The 15,742-nt window shown below is 61.7% G+C and carries 12 protein-coding genes; 6 read left to right on the forward strand and 6 right to left on the reverse strand.

The window, feature by feature from the left end; all coding sequences use genetic code 11:
* The first annotated feature begins 1 nt into the window (after position 1).
* A complete protein-coding gene (locus EWH21_RS05150; RefSeq protein WP_277699969.1) occupies positions 2-739 on the forward strand; it encodes a class I SAM-dependent methyltransferase in 738 nt (245 codons plus the stop codon).
* Positions 736-1,599: a glycosyltransferase gene (locus EWH21_RS05155; protein ID WP_152487875.1), complete on the forward strand. Its 864-nt coding sequence runs from the start codon at positions 736-738 to the stop codon at positions 1,597-1,599. Before EWH21_RS05150 ends, EWH21_RS05155 begins: the two co-directional genes overlap by 4 nt.
* On the opposite strand, the gene EWH21_RS05160 is transcribed toward EWH21_RS05155, so the two are convergent.
* From EWH21_RS05160 to nadC, 4 genes are all read right to left on the reverse strand, one after another.
* The gene (locus EWH21_RS05160) at positions 1,596-2,711 is read right to left on the reverse strand and encodes a glycosyltransferase family 4 protein (RefSeq protein WP_152487876.1); all 1,116 of its coding nucleotides are present in this window, start codon (positions 2,709-2,711) and stop codon (positions 1,596-1,598) included. The genes EWH21_RS05155 and EWH21_RS05160 overlap by 4 nt on opposite strands.
* Positions 2,712-2,761: 50 nt before the next feature.
* Positions 2,762-4,690 carry an acyltransferase family protein gene (locus EWH21_RS05165; RefSeq protein WP_152487877.1) on the reverse strand — a complete coding sequence of 643 codons (1,929 nt, stop codon included), beginning with the start codon at positions 4,688-4,690 and terminating at the stop codon, positions 2,762-2,764.
* A gap of 72 nt (positions 4,691-4,762) precedes the next feature.
* Positions 4,763-6,073, reverse strand: coding sequence for a nucleotide sugar dehydrogenase (locus EWH21_RS05170; RefSeq protein ID WP_277699970.1), 1,311 nt, complete (start codon positions 6,071-6,073; stop codon positions 4,763-4,765).
* Between the two features lie 198 nt (positions 6,074-6,271).
* Complete coding sequence (gene nadC / locus EWH21_RS05175) at positions 6,272-7,120, reverse strand: carboxylating nicotinate-nucleotide diphosphorylase (protein ID WP_277699971.1); 849 nt, start codon at positions 7,118-7,120, stop codon at positions 6,272-6,274.
* Positions 7,121-7,495: 375 nt separating this feature from the next.
* Here nadC and EWH21_RS05180 point away from each other — a divergent pair, with 375 nt between their 5' ends.
* The 4 genes from EWH21_RS05180 (at position 7,496) to EWH21_RS05195 (ending at position 13,723) form a co-directional block, all read left to right on the forward strand.
* The gene (locus EWH21_RS05180; RefSeq protein ID WP_277699972.1) at positions 7,496-9,802 is read left to right on the forward strand and encodes a DUF1631 domain-containing protein; all 2,307 of its coding nucleotides are present in this window, start codon (positions 7,496-7,498) and stop codon (positions 9,800-9,802) included.
* A 192-nt stretch (positions 9,803-9,994) separates the two neighbouring features.
* A complete protein-coding gene (gene ampD, locus EWH21_RS05185) occupies positions 9,995-10,543 on the forward strand; it encodes a 1,6-anhydro-N-acetylmuramyl-L-alanine amidase AmpD (RefSeq protein WP_277699973.1) in 549 nt (182 codons plus the stop codon).
* Between the two features lie 12 nt (positions 10,544-10,555).
* Positions 10,556-11,389 (forward strand): regulatory signaling modulator protein AmpE, encoded by an 834-nt coding sequence (gene ampE / locus EWH21_RS05190; protein ID WP_047592421.1) that lies wholly within the window; start codon positions 10,556-10,558, stop codon positions 11,387-11,389.
* 303 nt (positions 11,390-11,692) lie between these two features.
* Positions 11,693-13,723 carry a methyl-accepting chemotaxis protein gene (locus EWH21_RS05195; RefSeq protein WP_047592419.1) on the forward strand — a complete coding sequence of 677 codons (2,031 nt, stop codon included), beginning with the start codon at positions 11,693-11,695 and terminating at the stop codon, positions 13,721-13,723.
* A 48-nt stretch (positions 13,724-13,771) separates the two neighbouring features.
* On the opposite strand, the gene EWH21_RS05200 is transcribed toward EWH21_RS05195, so the two are convergent.
* Entirely contained in the window at positions 13,772-14,551 is a 780-nt protein-coding gene (locus EWH21_RS05200) for a TatD family hydrolase (RefSeq protein WP_277699974.1), read from the reverse strand.
* Between the two features lie 80 nt (positions 14,552-14,631).
* Complete coding sequence (gene cra / locus EWH21_RS05205; RefSeq protein ID WP_277699975.1) at positions 14,632-15,618, reverse strand: catabolite repressor/activator; 987 nt, start codon at positions 15,616-15,618, stop codon at positions 14,632-14,634.
* Positions 15,619-15,742: the final 124 nt, after the last annotated feature.

The following is a 15,742-nucleotide window of genomic DNA, read 5'->3' on the forward strand; positions in this document are numbered from 1 at the left end:
TTTGCTCAAGAGTATCGCCCGAGCTTACCTCGCACGTCGCTATCGCATCGGTGTAGCAGGCCCGAAATGGATGGTTATGCTGGCTTTATTGGCATGGCCGCTTCGGCAGCAGCTCGATTATCACCTGCGCCATTTGCCGCGCGGTGGTGGGCGTTTGCTGGATTTAGGATGCGGGAGTGGTGGTTTTCTGCAGCGTGCTGGAGAGGCCGGGTGGGAGGTAGTAGGAGTTGAGCCTGACCCAACGGCAGCAGGTGTTGCGCGTCAATCTTCTCATGTCGATGTCCATGCGTCGCTCGATGATGTGTCAGGTCTGTTCGACGTAATTACGATGGCCCACGTTTTGGAACATGTGCATGATCCGCGCGTTTTGCTTGCAGATTGTCATAGCCGTCTCCGCCCTGGAGGGCATTTGTGGATTGCTACGCCTAATATTTCAGGTCCAGGGCACCATTTGTACAGTGATGCCTGGCAGCCACTCGAAACGCCAAGGCATTTGGTGATGCCGTCCCCATTGGCGCTTGCATCCCTTTTGCGGGATGTGGGTTTTGATGAGGTGCGTTTCTTGAAGCGTGGTCGGGGTTCCGCTAAGCGACTGCGTGCAAGCCGTGAGCGAGCGATGGCTCTCGGCCGCCGCTCCTGGATGGTCGGGCCGTTGGCATTAATGGTCGATTTGGCCGCAAGCTTGTCAGCATTTGCCGGAGAGGAGTTAGTGGTTGCGGCTACACGGGGCGTACGATGAGTGCTCGGTTGCAGGCACTGGTGGTTGAATACCGCTCCCCGCATCGTACGATCGCGTGCGTCAAAGCGTTACTAGAGCAGGGGGTGCCGGTCGTACAGGTGGTCGACAACAGTGCGGACGATGGCGTCACTTGCGCGTTGCTTATATCTGCGTTTGCTGATGATGGCCGCGTTCGGGTTTTAGATGCCGGCGCCAATCTGGGCTTCGCGGCGGGAGTTAATCTTGGACTTCGTCACCGTGTTTCTGAGCGGGTATTGCTGATCAATAACGATGCGTTACCAAATGCCGGGGTGATTGCTGCGCTAGAAGCTGCATTGAATGCCGAACAAGATGTTTGCATTGCTTTCCCCTCGCTCCTACATGACGGGCAGCGGCTGGGACAGGTCTACTATCACCGCTGGTTTGCGATACTGATGAGTTGTCGATGGCCTGGGACCTTCGAGGTACCACGGGGATGTTGCATGCTTGCGGCGCTTGATCGCATACCAGTTGCCCCGCTTTTTGATGAGCAGTTCTTTATGTATGGTGAGGAAATCGCCTTGGGCTGGCACTTGCATCGGCGGGGTGCGCGTATCAGTCATGTTGATACTGTGTGGGTAGATCACGAGGGATCGGCAACTGCCAAGCGAGGATCGCCATTTTATGAGGAGCGTACGGCACTGGCTCATTTGCTATTGAGTAACGTACTTGAAAACAAAGTGAGTGAGCGGCGGATACTGGCAGCCGTGCGTTTTACTATGCTTGTGCTGCGGGCGTTGGTTCGCTCACTGCGCCAGCGTAGCTTTTTCCCCCTGTTCGCGCTGAGGCGGGCCCGGGGTATTGCTCGAGGTGTCATCACTGGAGCGCTGCCGCCAAGTTAATATTTCAAACGGTGTGGTTTTGTTACCATCGGAAAAGTACCCAGGCTTTCTCTAAGGTTCTCCCCAAAACGTTCCCACGCAAACTGTGACGCGAAGTCTTGGCACGAGCGGGGTGTGGGTATGTCTGTATGCAGTATTTTTATTATCTGTTCTGAAAGTGCTACGTAGTCGCCTGAGGGTACAAGTGTTCCTGATAGTTTTTCCGACACTGCATCCACTATTCCGCCGGTAGCAAACGTCACCGTCGGTAATCCATGCGCGGCTGCCTCAATAGCGACCATTCCAAAGCCTTCAGGGTCATTAGGGAGGTGTCGCACGGGAAACACATGTACGTTGGCAGCTTCGTAGGCAGTAGCCAGCCGTTTCTTGTCAGTGATTACGCCCAAAAACCTGATATGCCCCGACACGCCAGACTTTGCAGCTTGGGCCTGAATGCTTTCAACGCTTTGGATTCCTGCGCCTAAGGAGTTCTTTGGTGCTTCGCCAACCACTACGAGCACTGCATCAGGCTCGGTCTCTACGATGGCGGGCAGTGCCTGCTCTACAAACTCCCGCAAGCCCTTGCGTGTCGTCAGGCGTCCTACGGATAGCAGGATCTTTTTGCCAGTTAGTCCGTGCTGCTCTTTAAACGCTGCGATGCTTTCTGCAGGTTGTGATGACTCCGGCAGGCTGACGCCAGGATAAACAATACTGATTTTGTTTGGATTTACGTCAGCCGCTATGGCCAGAGCGTGTGTAGGCGAGCTATTGACGATGACCTTATCTAGCATCTTGAATATTGGCCGCCAAAGTCTGCGGTACAGGCCGTGATTGACGCTAATGTCGAAGCCATGCAGATATGCGGCCGAGCGGGCGCCGCGCAGTTTGCTCAGCAACCAGGCAATGGGCGCCGTAAGGCCGCTACCCGCCAAAATGACATCCGGTTTCCAGCGCAAGGTAATCCACGCCCCCCTGAAAAAGGCCATCAGCAGGAACAGTGGTAGGGGCTTGAGTGGCGTTTCAGTCAGGATGACAGATTGGGGCTTCAGTGCTGCCGCTCCTCCCGGGCCGATCACCTGTACCTCGTGCTGTTTGGCTAGTTCATCAGCCATATGCCAGTTCAGACGCTCCATACCTCCGACCAATGGGGGGAGGTTACGCGTGATCAGTAGGATGCGCGCTGTCATTGAGTGGCCTTTTCGTAACGCTGAATCTGTTCGAGGAAATACGGCGCAGTGTTGGCGACAAAGCTTGCGGTCAGGTGCTGTGCGTCCCTGTACACCACCGTTCCGTCGCGCATGGCCTGGCATTGTCCGTCCGGGCAGACCAGCTTGCTGGTGGGCAGCCAATAGGTGTTTGGTTGTGTCTCCGCCACGGCCTTGAGTAGTTCGGCTACATGGGTATATTGCGCCGGCCCCGCGGGGTTCTGGCATGCGGCCTCATGATCGGCGCCATGTCGCATGAGGCATTGGGGGCCGCTCACTTTCAGCGTTGGGTTGGCCTCCAGCAGGTAAATGGCTTTTGCGCTGTGTGCAAATTCCTCAAGTATGCGGCGTGTGCCCTCTTGCCATTGTTCATCACTGAAAGCATTGGAGGCTGTGCTGCCAATGAACAGACGATCAATCGACTGCTGCTGTAACCACGTGACTGCTTTTGCCCTCCATTCGGCGCATTCGGTGTACTCCCTGCCGATACGTGCATAGAAGTACGGCTCATCCACCATCGGGCATGAGGACTTTGTTAGAACGATCAGTCGCCACTGTGCTGGATCGAGTGCGCGTTCCAATGCAGGAAACCATTGGGCACCAATGCTGTCGCCAAATAGAACGGCAGTCTTTTGAGCATCCTCGTTCCCATAGACGCAGGGATTGAGATCAGCGTTGTGATACCAGCTATCACATCCTTGCTTATATAGGATTGGAGCATCGGATAGGGCTTGGGCAAACGCTTGGTTGGCTGTTGCCAATTGTCTCTGTGTGTCGGTCTGCCACTTCAGGAACTGAGAGTTGAGCAGAAGCATCGTGAACACGGCCAGGACGATCTGCCATTTGGTCTTGATGCGGGCTGCCGAGCCGTAGCGAATCGGGTTCTCTATCAGAACGTACGTCAGTATCGCAGCCAATAAGGATACGGCCAGGGCGAGGAACGTATGACCGAGATGGCCTTTGATGGGGGCCAGTTGCTCGCCGATGATGAGAACGGGCCAGTGCCAGAGATACCAGCCATATGAGAGCCGTCCCAGTCGTTGCATCGGTTGCAGCGCGAGAAAACTACCGATGATGGTCTGTTTGCCGCTACTTCCTGCCCATAACAACAGGCATGTAGCCAGGGTGGGTAACAGTGCGAGAGCGCCGGGGTAGACGGAGTCCGGCTCGATGATCACGAGAGCGCTCAGCAGCAGAAGGAGGCCGCTGCTAGCCAAGGCCAGGGCGATTGAGCTGGAGGCTCTCCTGTCTCGAGAGAGTAGCCATACCAGAGCACCGGCTGAGAACTGCCAGGCGCGGGTCGGCATCATGTAGAAGGAAAACTGCGGGTTCGACACCGAGAACAGCATGCAGGCGCAGAAAGAGATCACCGTGATCACGGTAAAAAAGCGTACTGCCGCTATGTGGGGGTTCCGACCTTTGCAGTAGCCGGCGACCAACAAGATCGCGAGTGGCCACATCAGGTAGAACTGCTCTTCAACGCCCAGTGACCACGTATGCAGCATGGCATTGCTGGTGTTTTCATCTCCGAAATAGTCGACGTCGGAAAAGGTGAAGTAGATATTGCTGAGCCAAACGACTGCCATGGCGGTCGCGATACCTTGCTCCTGGTACTGGCTTTCATGCAGCAGGTAGCTGGTCAGCAGGCTGGTAACAACCAGCATCGTCGCCAGCGCGGGGAGCAGTCGGCGTAGGCGGCGTGCATAGAAGCGTCCAAGTGCGATCGTGCCGGTCGTGCTCTGCTCTCTCAACAGGATGCTGGTTATCAGAAAACCGGAGATGACAAAGAAAATGTCGACGCCGATAAAACCGCCCGAGAACCCAGGGAGATCGAAATGGGCGGCGATAACCAAAAGAACGGCTATGGCCCGAAGGCCCTCGATATCAGGTCGAAAAGAAGCGTTCATCGCGTGCTGGCGTTGGCCTGTTATTGGATAGCTGCGTGGCGTCGGATTATCTACCGCTGCCTCGGGACTGGCTTAGGCTGAGACTACGTTCGTTTGCCGGGGTAAGCGCCCTCGTGTATCGATAACCAGGCGTGCTTGATTCAGTAGCTGCTCGTAATCGAAGCTGTCGTGATCGGTAGCAAGAACCAGGCAGTCGTAGCTGGCGATATTCTCTGGGCTTAGCTCGATGGACTTCAGGTCGAAGTGATAATCCCGCTTCTTGGGGAAGCACGGGATATGCGGGTCGGCGTAGTCGACCAATGCGCCTTTGCCGTGCAGGAGTTCCATTATCTCCACGGCCGGCGATTCGCGGCTGTCGTCGATGTTCTTCTTGTAGGCCAGGCCCAGCACCAGAATGCGGCTGCCTTTGACTGCCTTGCCGTGGTCGTTGAGGGCGTCTGCGGTTTTCTGTACGACCCAGTGCGGCATGTAATGGTTGATCTCACCGGCCAGTTCGATGAAGCGCGTGTTGATGCCGTATTCCTTGGCCTTCCAGGTCAGATAGAAAGGGTCGATGGGGATGCAGTGACCGCCGAGACCCGGACCCGGCTGGTAAGGCGTGAAGCCGAAGGGCTTGGTTGCCGCAGCGCGAATGACTTCGTGTATATCGATGCCCATCTTGTCGGCGACGATCTTCATCTCGTTGACCAGGCCAATGTTCACCGAGCGATGGATGTTCTCCAACAGCTTGGTCATCTCTGCTGTACGCGTGCTGCTCACCGGAACCAGGGTGCGAATGGCAAGGCGATAGATAGCCTGGCCAAGTTCCAGGCAGCTTGGTGTCATGCCGCCAATTACCTTGGGGATGTCATGGGTGCCGTAGCGGGTATTGCCAGGGTCTTCGCGTTCCGGGGAAAACACCAGAGCGCAATTTTCACCAGGAATGAAGCCGTGATTGGCCAGGCGTGGGGCCAGCACTTCGTCCGTGGTACCTGGCCAGGTAGTGCTTTCCAGGCTCAGCAGTTGGCCAGGGCGAAAGTGGGGGAGTATCGACTCTACGGTGTTGATGACGAAACTGAGGTCTGGCTCGCGATGGCTGTTCAGCGGTGTTGGTACGCAGATGATCAGAGCATCCGCCTCGGCTGTGCGCGCAAAGTCTGTCGTGGCCTCAAGCCCCTGAGTCAGGGCTTTGTCGATGCACTGTGGCGTCAATCGCTCGATGTAGCTGTGCCCACTATTCAGGAGATCTACCTTGCGAGCATCTATGTCGAAGCCGATAACTTTCACGCCGACTTCGCAGAAGCGCAGCGCCAGGGGCAGACCGACATAGCCGAGGCCATATATGCCGACAACCGCAGTTCCTGAATTGATTCGTTCTTGCAGGGAAAATAGTGCTTCGTTCACTGTGCTGCTCGACTGCGTGAGGGCTTCATGGAGCCATCATGCCAGAAGGGATAAGGAGGAGGCAGTGTGCTCAATCACGCTTGCGAGTGTGATCGCAAGGCGCAGCGCTTGTTGTCGATCATTCGGCGCGGAGTGTCCAGTGCATTGCCATGTTGAGCGGTGTTGTATGTTGCCGCGGGGGTAAGGCGCGCTGGATATCTACAGCGCCAACCGCATCGACAAATCCACCGCCTTCACATCCTTGGTCAGCGTCCCCAGCGAGATGTAATCCACACCGGTTTCCGCGATCACGCGCAGGGTGCTGTCGGTGATGCCGCCCGAGGCTTCGAGTTTCGCGCGGCCGGCGGTAAGTTTGACCGCTTCGCGCATGTCCTCCAGTGACAGTTCGTCGAGCATGACGATGTCGGCGCCCGCGTCGAGGGCTTCGCGCAGTTCTTCCAGGCTTTCCACTTCTATCTCCACCGGCTTGCCCGGGGCGATCTGGTGGGCGGCGTTCACCGCCTGGGCGATGCCGCCGCAGGCGGCGATATGGTTTTCCTTGATCAGGAAGGCGTCATACAGGCCGATGCGGTGGTTGTGGCAGCCGCCGCAGGTCACCGCATATTTCTGGGCCAGGCGCAGGCCGGGAAGGGTCTTGCGAGTGTCCAGCAGTTTCACCCGGGTGCCTTCGACCAGGTCGGCGTAGTGGCTGCAGCGGGTCGCCACCGCCGAAAGGGTCTGCAGGAAATTGAGAGCGGCGCGCTCTCCGCTGAGCAGCGCGCGTGCCGGGCCCTCCAGGCTGAACAGAGTCTGGTCGGCTTGGGCGCGCTCGCCGTCCTGCACGTGCCAGTGCACCGTGACCCGCGGATCGACCTGACGAAAGACCGCATCGACCCACGCCGTGCCGCAGATGGTCGCGGCTTCGCGGGTGATCACGCGGGCGCTGGCCAGTCGCTCCGCCGGAATCAGCTGGGCCGTGATGTCCCCGCTGCCGATGTCTTCGGCCAGGGCGCGGCGGACATTGGCTTCGATTTCGCTGCTGAGGTCGGCGAGGGTCAGGTTGGGCATGATCGGCTCCGGAGTAGGCGAGGGGCGATTATAGAGGCAGGACGGCATCGGGCTACAGCGCTCGCGGGCATCGCTTCGATCCACGGGTGACGAGCAGAGCTCTGCCCGACCGCCGGTGCGGCGTCACGCGGCTGTCAGCGTTAGTCTGTAGGCTCCACGGTCGTCGGGTACTGGCTACCGTCTGGAGGTGGCGTGTGGCTATCTGTGACCTGCATCATGTCTGTAGGAAAAATTGGCTTGGTATGGCTCGCAGCCTCCCTATAATGCCTTTACATTTTTCATTATTGACGCCAGGCCTTTGACGTTAGGGATGACGCTCGGTTGACGCTGTGCAGACCAGGAAGCCCGGGTTCGGGCAGTCTGCGGGAGACTAGAATGAAGACCGACGCGAATGTGGTGCACCTGAGCAAGGCCACCGCAGAGCAATCGCCAACTTCGCCGGTAGGAAGACTGCCCGTGGCGCTGATTCAGGTGCGTGACAAAGCCGCGCAACAGCTCAAGCAGAATCTGCAGAGTCTGTTCGACAACGCCGACGATACCCTCTTCGAGATGGCGGATCGGGCGACCAGCAATGCCGAGCAGAATGCCTTCTTCGAGGCCATGCGCGACCTGCGTCTCAAGCGCAAGACCATCGAGCGTGGTTTCCTGCAGAAGGTGTTCGAGTCTTTCGCCAATCTCAACCAGTACGAGATCGGCAAGCCGCAGCCTGCCCTGGATGCGGTGTCCTTCGATAGCCTCAGCCTGGTGCAGAACGACGAACTGGAAGAAACCGTGGCACTGGACGCCATGGTGGCCAAGGTCATGAGTCGTGACGCCGCAGCGCTGGGGCATCTCACCACGCGTCTCAACGCGGTGATCAGCAAGAAGCTGGATGACAAGAGCAACCCGCTCGGTCCGACCTTGCTCAGCGAGTACTTCCTCGATGCCTGCAGCGGCCTGGGTGTCGAGATCAAGGTCAAGCTGATCATCCTCAAGCTGTTCGAGAAGTACGTCCTGGGCAGCTGCGACAATCTGTATGCCGAGGCCAACCAGGCGCTGGTCAGTGCCGGCGTATTGCCCGAGCTGAAATCCGCACCACCGCGCCGCCAGTCGCGCCCGGCCGCCTCCACTTACGTGCAGTCCTCTGCCGAGGAAGGTATGCCGCTGCTCGAAGGTGCCGACCAGGGCGTGCAGGAAGTCTTCGGCGCGCTGCAGGACCTGTTGTCCCAGGTGCGTGGCAGCGCGATGCCGCGTCGCGCTCAGGTGGCCGATGCGCTGCCCATCACCAGCAACGACCTGATGCGCCTGCTCTCGCACATGCAGCAGCGCACGCCGGCGCAGATCAACCTCGACGACTTCGACCTGCGCAACCAGCTCGAGCACCTGCTCGAGCGCGCCAGTGCCAAGAGTGGCAAGGCGCGTGTGGTCGGTGAAGTCGACGAGGACGTGATCAACCTGGTGTCGATGCTGTTCGAGTTCATTCTCGACGACCGCACCCTGCCGGATTCGCTCAAGGCGCTGATCGGCCGCCTGCAGATCCCGATGCTCAAGGTCGCGGTGCTGGACAAGACCTTCTTCAGCCGTGGCAGCCACCCGGCTCGTCGCCTGCTCAACGAAATTGCCTCTGCGGCATTGGGTTGGGGCGAGCAGGACGATGCGCAGCGCGACAGCCTGTATCAGAAGATCGAACAGGTGGTGCAGCGTCTGCTGAACGACTTCGTCGATGACCCGGCGATTTTCTCCGAGCTGCTCGCTGACTTCATGGCCTTCACGGGCGATGAGCGTCGCCGCAGCGAGTTGCTCGAACAACGTACCCGTGATGCCGAGGAAGGCAGCGCCAAGGCCGAGCTCGCCCGCCGTCAGGTCGAACAGGCATTGAACGAGCGCCTGCTGGGCAAGACGCTGCCCGAGGTGGTGGTGCGCCTGCTGCAGGAAGCCTGGAGCAAGGTGCTGATGCTCACCTGCCTCAAGCATGGTGTGGAATCGCCGGAGTGGCAGTCTGCCCTGCAGACCATGGACGACCTGGTCTGGAGCGTTGCGCCGCACGAGGACCCTGAAGCCCGTCTGCAACTGCTGGAACTGGTCCCGGGCCTGCTCAAGGCTTTGCGCGAAGGCATGGCCAGCGCCGCCTTCGATCCGTTCTCCACCAGCGAGTTCTTCAGCCAGCTGGAAGTGCTGCATGTGCAGGCCTTCCAGCGCTTCAAGCGCGCCGCTGCCGAGGCCGAGGTCACGCCCGAGCAGGCCGAGGCCGTGCAGGCTGACGGCGGCGAGGGTGACCTCGAACTGCCGCTGCTGGAGTTGCCCGCCGAGGAAGCGGTGGTCGAGGACGCGCCGGCGATGGTCGAGGTGGTCGAGGAAATCATCCTGCTGGCTCCAGGGCAGACCCGCCCACAGGAGCCGGAAGTGATGTTGCCGGACGACGATGAGGCGCTGCTGCAGGTAGACAGCCTGCGTGTGGGCAGCTGGGTCGAATTCCAGGAAGACGAGGAGCACAAGCTGCGTTGCAAGCTGGCGGCCATCATCAAACCGACCGGCAAGTACGTGTTCGTCAACCGCACCGGAATGAAGGTGCTGGAGAAGAGCCGCAACTCGCTGGCCGTGGAGTTCCGTCGCAACGCCATTCGCCTGCTCGACGATGCGCTGCTGTTCGATCGCGCGCTGGAGTCGGTGATCGGCAACCTGCGCAAGCTGAAGAACGCCTGATCGATCGCCGTGGCGTGCGCTGTCTTCAGGGCATGCGCGCGCTTCCGGCGTGAGGCACTGCATGCCTCGTCCTGTGCCTGACGGCGGCACGACCCATTCGACATTTCCTGTCCCGCGCACATCCTGTTGCCGTCTCGTGCTTGGCCGTCCGGGTTGGCTGCTCTAGAGTGATGGCTCGCTCAGGAGTGTCACATGCAGCTCGACCCCTCAACCGGCTGGTTTCAGGGCATTCGTCATTGCCCGTCACCCAACTTCAACGCCCGTCCCGACGGCGAGATCTCGTTGCTCGTGGTGCACAACATCAGCCTGCCGCCTGGACAGTTCGGTACCGGCAGGGTGCAGGCGTTCTTCCAGAACCGCCTGGTGACGGATGAGCACCCCTTCTTCTCCGAAATTGCCGACCTGCAGGTCTCTGCGCATTTCTTCATCGAGCGTGATGGCTCGCTGACGCAATTCGTCTCCTGCCTGGATCGCGCCTGGCATGCCGGTGTTTCCCGCTTCGATGGACGGGACAACTGCAATGATTTTTCGCTAGGTGTGGAGATGGAGGGGACCGATGACCAGCCCTACACTGACAGTCAGTACGCAAGGCTGACCGAGCTGACGCGCCAGTTGCTGGACGCCTATCCGGCCATCTCGACCCAGCGCATTCGCGGGCACTGCGACATCGCGCCGGGACGCAAGACCGATCCGGGCCCCGCATTCGACTGGCCACGCCTGTACGCCACATTGAAGGATTGAGGAGAGGTAGCGATGAGTTTTCTGGTCATTCTGCTGGTGCTTTGGGTCGAGAAGTTCTCCGCCTGGCGCCTGCGCATCCAGCAGGACGGCCCCTGGCTCGCGCAGTTGCGACGCGTGCAGCAGGGCAGTCTGCAGCAAGCGCCGTGGCTGTGCCTGGGCCTTCTGGTGCTTCTGCCCGTCGCGGCACTGGGGCTGGTTCTGCTTGTGCTCAAACCGCTGGCCTATGGCTGGCTTGCCTTGCCGGTGCACCTGCTGGTGCTGATCTACAGCCTGGGCCGTGGCGATCTGCTCGCAGCCCTGGGCCCTTTCCGTGACGCCTGGCGTCGCGGTGACGGGCAGGCCGCCTACCACGTCGCCGAGCGTGACCTGGCGTTGCAGCCGGAAGAGGGCACTCAACTGCTGCAGCAGGTCCAGGGGCATTTGCTGTGGCAGGCCTACCAGAGCTTCTTCGCGGTGATCTTCTGGTATCTGCTGCTCGGTCCGCTGGCGGCGCTGGCCTACCGGCTGCTGGCGCTGACGTCCGAGCATGCCGAGCAGGCCGCGCTGCGCGAGCGGGCGGTTCAGCTGCGACACGCCTTCGACTGGCTACCTGCGCGGGTGCTGGCTTCCAGCTTCGCCCTGGTGGGCAACTTCGTTGCGGTCACGCGTGCCCTGTTGCACGAGTTGCTCAGCTGGGACATCGCCGCCGCCCAACTGGTGATCAAGGCCGGGCGTGCAGCGGGGGAGATGCCGGCCCCGGTCATGGGTGAGGAGGGCGTGGATACGCTGGATCAGCTGTGGCAGCTGCTGATTCGCGCCGCAGTGGTCTGGTACGCCGCTTACGCGGTGTGGGTGCTGCTCATCTAGCGGTGATCGGCGCGCCCTGGCGAGCGTTGGCCGGGGTTGCTGCAACCTCGAAGGCTTCCTGCGAGGCGTTGCGGGGTGTCGCGCGGGTTTAACCTTAAGTTACAGAGAGGCGGGTCGATAAGGGGTATAAGGGGGCGGTAGCCTGTCCTGTTTAGTGATTCGCGTCACATTTATCTGCCTGTATTCGCCGCGTGGATTCGCGCGCCGCAGGTCGGGCTGCACAGGACGCCGTCGTCAGCCCGTGAGAGGCTCTGCGGCCGTTCAAGCAACACCCATAACAATAATGGCAACTGGAGACGTCTAGTGAAGACCGTGTTGTATCCGGCCATCGCGCTGATGAACCGCCTCAGCTTCGGCATGAAGTTCAGTCTGATCAGTGTCCTGTTTTTCCTGCCCATGCTGGTCACCAATTTCTATCTGGTGCGTGACTCCTACCGACAGTTCGTCGGGACCGAGAATGCACTGGAGAGCCTCGAGCTGCTGGGCCAGAGCCTGCAGCTGCGGCGTGACCTGGAAAGCCTCAATGACCTGGTGCAGATCAACTCGATGATCGGCCAGTCCGGCCAGGCGGGCGATCTGGAAAGCCGCATCGGCCAGCTGCAGCAGGCGCTGAGCGCGGGGCTGCAGGGTCTGGAGCCGGTCACCCAGGATGCCGAGCAGGCGGCCGAGTTCGTCAGCAAGCGCGACGAGCTGCTGGCGGATCTCAAGAGCGCGGAAGGCGAGACGTCGCTGCAGAGCAAGGCGGTCATCGTCGAGAAGCTGCTCGGCTCCTCGCAGGTGTTCATCAAGCTGGTGGCCAGCCAGGCCGGTCTCAGCCAGGACCCGCAGCGCCAGGTTCGCCAGATCACCGAGTTGATCACCAACGTCACCCCGCAGATCACCGACGTGCTGAGCCAGGGCCGTGCCATCGGCGCCTACTCGCTGGGGCAGGGCTTTCTCAACTCGGCGGCCAGCACCAAGTTCGATGATCTGTTGCTGCAGCTGGAGAAGCTGCACGCCGAATATGGCCTGAACCTGCAGGAGGCGCTGGCGGGCAGCGTCGCCGCGCAGAATGGCCTGGGCGGTCTGGCCGAGGCCAGCCGGCAGAGCCTGAAGGACAGTGCTGTGCTGTTCGAGGACCAGGTGATCATCGCCGACAGTCTCGATACGCCCTGGGCCCAGTTCTACGAGCAGGTCAGCCAGCAGATGGCCAAGACCTACGCGTTCAACGACGGCCTGCTGGCCTTTCTCGATAGCCAGCTGAGCGAGCGCCTGACCGAGAACCGCGCGCAGATGGTGTTGCTGGTGGTCGCGCTGGTGGTGGTGTTCCTGCTGATCGTCTACCTCTACAGCGGTTTCTACGTGTCCACGCGCTCGACCCTGAAGACCCTTGGCCAGGTCATGGACAAGGTGGCGGCCGGCGACATGACGGTCACCTTCCAGGCGCAGAGTCGCGACGAGCTGGGTGAGCTGGGGCAGGTGTTCAACCAGACCGTCATGCGTATCCATGACCTGATCGAGCGTGTTGGCCACACGGTCGGCGAAGTGGGCGGCCAGGCCGACCGCGTCGAGCTGGTGTCGGGCGAGAGCAACCAGGCCGTCGCCGGTCAGCGCGCGCAGATCGAGCAGGTCGCCACGGCGATGAACCAGATGTCGGCCACGGCCCAGGAGGTGGCGCGCAGCGCCGCCGCTGCGGTGAACAGTGCACAGAGCGTCAACCAGGAAACGGTCAGCGGCCGGGCGCTGGTCGAGTCGCAGGTCGGGGCGATCCAGCGCCTGGCCGGGGAAATCGACCAGTCGGTGGCGGTCATCGATCAACTGGCCAGCGACAGTGCCGCCATCAGCCAGGTGCTGGACGTGATCAAGGGCATTGCCGAGCAGACCAACCTGCTGGCGCTCAACGCGGCCATCGAGGCGGCGCGTGCCGGGGAGCAGGGGCGCGGGTTCGCGGTGGTCGCCGACGAAGTGCGCAACCTGGCCAAGCGCACCCAGCAGTCCACCGAGGAGATCGAGGCGATGATCGCCAAGCTCCAGGGCGGTGTCGGCGCCGCCGTCAAGGCGATGAATGCCAGCCACCAGATGGCCGATGGCACGGTCAGCGAGTCGGCCAAGGTGCAGCAGGCGCTGGAGAACATTCTCGGCGCGGTGGGCATGATCGTCGATCAGAATCAGCAGATCGCGGCGGCCGCCGAGCAGCAGACCGCCGTGGCGCACGATATCGACCAGAACATCGTCGAGATCAACCATGCTGGTGAGCGCACCGCCGCTGGCGCGAGCCAGACCGAGCAGGCCAGCCGCGAGTTGAGCGAACTGGTCACCCGCCTCAAGCAGTTGATCGGCGCGTTCCGCGTCTGATCGGCCCGAGGGCTTGAGCTGCCCTGATCGCGGCTCAAGCCTGGTGGCCTAGCCCCAGCCGAACAGCGCCTCCGCATTGCGGCTGCTGGCCGCCGCCAGCGCCTCGGCCGACATGCCACGCAATGCCGCCAGCTCGCTGCAGATTTCCGCAAGGTGCTCCGGGCTGTTGCGCTGGTTGGCGTGCATGGAGGGCGCCATGTCCGGCGCGTCGGTCTCCAGTACGATGGCCTCCAGCGGCAGCCCGGCCACGACCTTGCGCAGGCGGTTGGCCTGCGGCCAGGTCGCCGCGCCGCCCAGGCCCAGGCGAAACCCCAGCTTGATGTATTCGCGTGCTTCCTCGGCGCTGCCGGCAAAGGCGTGGATGATGCCGCCACGCGCCGGACGCAGGCGCTTGAGCGTGGCGATGGTCGCCGCGTGCGCGCGGCGTACATGCAACAGGACGGGTAACTCGAACTCGATTGCCAGGTGCAGCTGGGCTTCGAACAGGGCCTGCTGGCGCTGGCGATCGAGGTGGTCCAGGTAGTAGTCCAGGCCGAATTCGCCAACGGCGCACAGCCTGGGGTGGCCGATCAGCCGGTCCAGCCAGGCGCGCAACTCGCCCAGGTGCTCAGGGCGGTGCTCGTCCAGGTACACCGGGTGCAGGCCGAATGCGGCGTACAGGCCTTCGCTCGACTCGACCAGCTGCCATAGACGCTGCCAGTTGCTCTGGTACACCCCGAGGACGACCATGCGCTGTACGCCCAGGGCCCGGCTGCGTGCGAGCACCTCGGCGCGGTCGGCGTCGAAGTCAGGGAAGTCGAGGTGGGTGTGGGTATCGATCAGGCGCATCGTTCACTCAGGGTCGACCATTTTCGGCCAGGTTGCCAGTACCGGGCGAGCCGCCGCCCCAACGGGTTTGCCAGCGGGGGTCAGATACGCGCCTTGAAGCTGCGTTCGATGGCCTCGATGCCGGGCTGATAGTCGTCCCGCTCCACGGCGCGGAGGGCCCAGCTCAGCACGCGCTCGGCGATGCGCTCGTGTTGCTGGCTCATCGTATTGACCCGCAGCGGCAGGAAGTCCAGCAGCTGGGCGTCACCGAAGGTCGCCAGGCGTATCGCCGGCTGCTGCTCGCTGTGTCGCTCGCGCAGGGCGTCGAACACGCCTTCGAGCAGGACGTAGGCTGTGCTCAGCAGGGCGTCGGGCGGGCCGGCGTCGGCCAATAGCGCCTGCATCTGGCGGTAGCCGCAGGCCCGGCTGAACAGCTCGCCGTGGTACACGCTGACGCGCCCGTCGAACCCGGCCAGCGCGGCATGAAAGCCCCGTTCGCGCGCCTGGCTGATGACCAGTTCGGGACGGGCGCCGAGCAGAGCGATATGCCGGGGCCGGGGCGTCAGCAGGCTGGCGGTCAGGGTGCGTCCGGCCTGTTCGTCATCGCTGACCACCGAGCGGATATGCCGGGGTGACAGCGCGCGGTCCACCGCGATCACCGGCAGGCCGGAGGCGACGATCGACGGATACAGCGGGTCGTCCGGCGGCAGGCAACTGGCGACGATCAAGGCGTCGCAGCGGCGCGAGCGAAACAGCTCGAGCAGCTGGCGCTCGCTGTCCGCGGCGTCGTCGGAGCTGGCGATCAGCAGCTGATAGCCGGCGGCGCGAGCCTTCTGCTCGAGCAGCTTGGCCAGGCGCGCATAACTGGGGTTCTCCAGGTCAGGCAGGATGAAGCCCAGGCAGCGGCTCTGCCCCCTGCGCAGGCTGGCGGCCTGCTGGTCGGGTCGATAGCCATGTTCCTCCACCACAGCCAGCACGCGCGCTACGGTCGCGGGGCTGATGCGCCGGCGTTCGGCCTGGCCGTTGATCACGTAGCTGGCGGTGGTGACCGAGACCTGGGCCAGGCGGGCGATGTCGCTGAGTTTCACGGGCGCACCCTGTAGAGATGAGGTTTCGGCTGTGCGAGCGCGGCGAGTCTACACCGTCCCGGCGATGACTGGGCTTCAAGGATGCCCCGTTATCGGCTAAGGTGCCGGAATATGGTGAATCGTT

It is taken from the genome of Pseudomonas sp. REST10 (genome assembly GCF_029542605.1).
Lineage (GTDB): Bacteria > Pseudomonadota > Gammaproteobacteria > Pseudomonadales > Pseudomonadaceae > Aquipseudomonas > Aquipseudomonas khazarica.

Bases quoted from the DNA above. Each gene is read 5' to 3' on its own strand.
- nadC (WP_277699971.1), bottom strand. From the start codon at position 7,120: ATGCCCAACCTGACCCTCGCCGACCTCAGCAGCGAAATCGAAGCCAAT.
- EWH21_RS05160 (WP_152487876.1), bottom strand. From the start codon at position 2,711: ATGGAGCGTCTGAACTGGCATATGGCTGATGAACTAGCCAAACAGCAC.
- ampD (WP_277699973.1), top strand. From the start codon at position 9,995: ATGCAGCTCGACCCCTCAACCGGCTGGTTTCAGGGCATTCGTCATTGC.
- EWH21_RS05200 (WP_277699974.1), bottom strand. From the start codon at position 14,551: ATGCGCCTGATCGATACCCACACCCACCTCGACTTCCCTGACTTCGAC.
- EWH21_RS05165 (WP_152487877.1), bottom strand. From the start codon at position 4,690: ATGAACGCTTCTTTTCGACCTGATATCGAGGGCCTTCGGGCCATAGCC.
- ampE (WP_047592421.1), top strand. From the start codon at position 10,556: ATGAGTTTTCTGGTCATTCTGCTGGTGCTTTGGGTCGAGAAGTTCTCC.
- EWH21_RS05155 (WP_152487875.1), top strand. From the start codon at position 736: ATGAGTGCTCGGTTGCAGGCACTGGTGGTTGAATACCGCTCCCCGCAT.
- EWH21_RS05180 (WP_277699972.1), top strand. From the start codon at position 7,496: ATGAAGACCGACGCGAATGTGGTGCACCTGAGCAAGGCCACCGCAGAG.